The following is a 1,527-nucleotide window of genomic DNA, read 5'->3' as shown; positions in this document are numbered from 1 at the left end:
CCTTTCGCACGTCTACAATCGGCTTGTAATCAAGCTTTGCAGATTGTTGCCACATGGTTGTCCATTCATCTTGCGAAATATAATATTCTGTTTTTTTGAAATACGACGCTTTAACCATTAACAGCACATGAATATGCGGATGATAATCATCACGTTCAGCATTATAAGTCACTTCAATCGCTCTTAAATAGCCAATTACCGCCTTTTTCACTTTTGCACGCCTAAACAATCTATCAAACGATTTAGTTAAATTGGTCAACTCTTCGCCTAATTTTTCTCCAGACACATTTTTTACGGTCAAAGTCAAAAATATAAACTTCGCTTTAGGCTCTCTTTCCCTTGCTACATCAATGATTTGTCCTAATTGAACCCCGTATTTCATACTTCTTCTCCAATTGCAAATAGGGCATAACTTCGACTTGCAAAACCATGCCTGGTGCAGTCGTAATTGCCCTTCTAACTCCTTGAATTTCAAGACTTCTGCACACTGATAAGCATTCGCAAAAGCCTTATACCCCAATGTTTCCAAGCGTTTTGCGTACTCAATATTCTGCAATTTACGCTCTTTCCATTTTCTGTCTTTCCCTGTTTTACTAACATCTTTAAATTCTTGATTTTCTGTAATTTCCATGCTACACTGTCCTCAGTTAAATACCGAAAAATTGCTCTTGAATTTTGGCATTTCTTTCTAGTTTTTTACTTTTGATTTCGCACTTAAAAGTATAGCACTAGCTTGCCACCTGTTCAAGAGCTTTTTTCATGCATTAAAACCCTTGTGTATCAACGGTTAGACGGCAAAACAAGGCATGAATTTTGCATGAGAGTTATTTCTATATAGTATCAAGAGAAGAAGAAAACCGCTCAAAGCCTTGCGACACAAGGAGTTTAGAGCACGCACCAAAGCGAATTTTTAAATCATGGGGGAACTTTTGAAAAAGTACCCCCAAACCCCCTCAAAACTTTCAAATTTCCACTGCGTTTGGCGAGCAAAAAAATGCAGTGGCTTTTTTTGCCTTGCACTAGGATTTAATAACTATGTTCGTCAAGTCGGAAGTTGGCTAAGTGGCAGTAATGCAGACAAGCTGCAAACTGCCACTAAGTCATTGCCGACTTGACAAACTCATGTGCTTTCCGCCTATTTTTTGCATGGTGCCGGCACCATGCTATGCTTGCGCAGAAAGCAAAATCAATTTTAAGGCGCCTATTTTAACGTTTTAGCGGTCTTAAGATTTTAGTCCTAGTAAAACCCCAAATGAAAAACTAAACGCCTTAGAACGAATTTTAGAGCCCTATTTTGACGTTTGAGAGCCGTTCTAAATGACAGACCTACAAAACCCCTAGCAAAACTCTAAAACTGCTACGGGCAGAAAATTAATCCAAGGGCGCACTTACACCCACTAAATAAATTTAGTGGGTACGTGCTAAAAAAATTAATAAAATTAATTTTATCGTCAAGCGTGTTTGTTAAAATTCGCTTTGCTTATGTTTTTTCTTTCAAAGACTTAATTGGTTTTTGTTACTTTTTGT

The 1,527-nt window shown here is 37.7% G+C and carries 1 protein-coding gene; it reads right to left on the bottom strand.

The genetic code is table 11. From position 1 onward, the window contains the following. A partial coding sequence (locus tag RK02_RS11970) for a protein rep (protein WP_016184495.1) occupies window positions 1-631 on the bottom strand: 631 nt, incomplete at its 3' end. Between the last annotated feature and the right edge of the window lie 896 nt (window positions 632-1,527).

Origin of the sequence: Enterococcus columbae DSM 7374 = ATCC 51263 (genome assembly GCF_000406925.1) — a bacterium.
Lineage (GTDB): Bacteria > Bacillota > Bacilli > Lactobacillales > Enterococcaceae > Enterococcus_E > Enterococcus_E columbae.
This window is presented reverse-complemented; position numbering and strand designations above follow the sequence as displayed.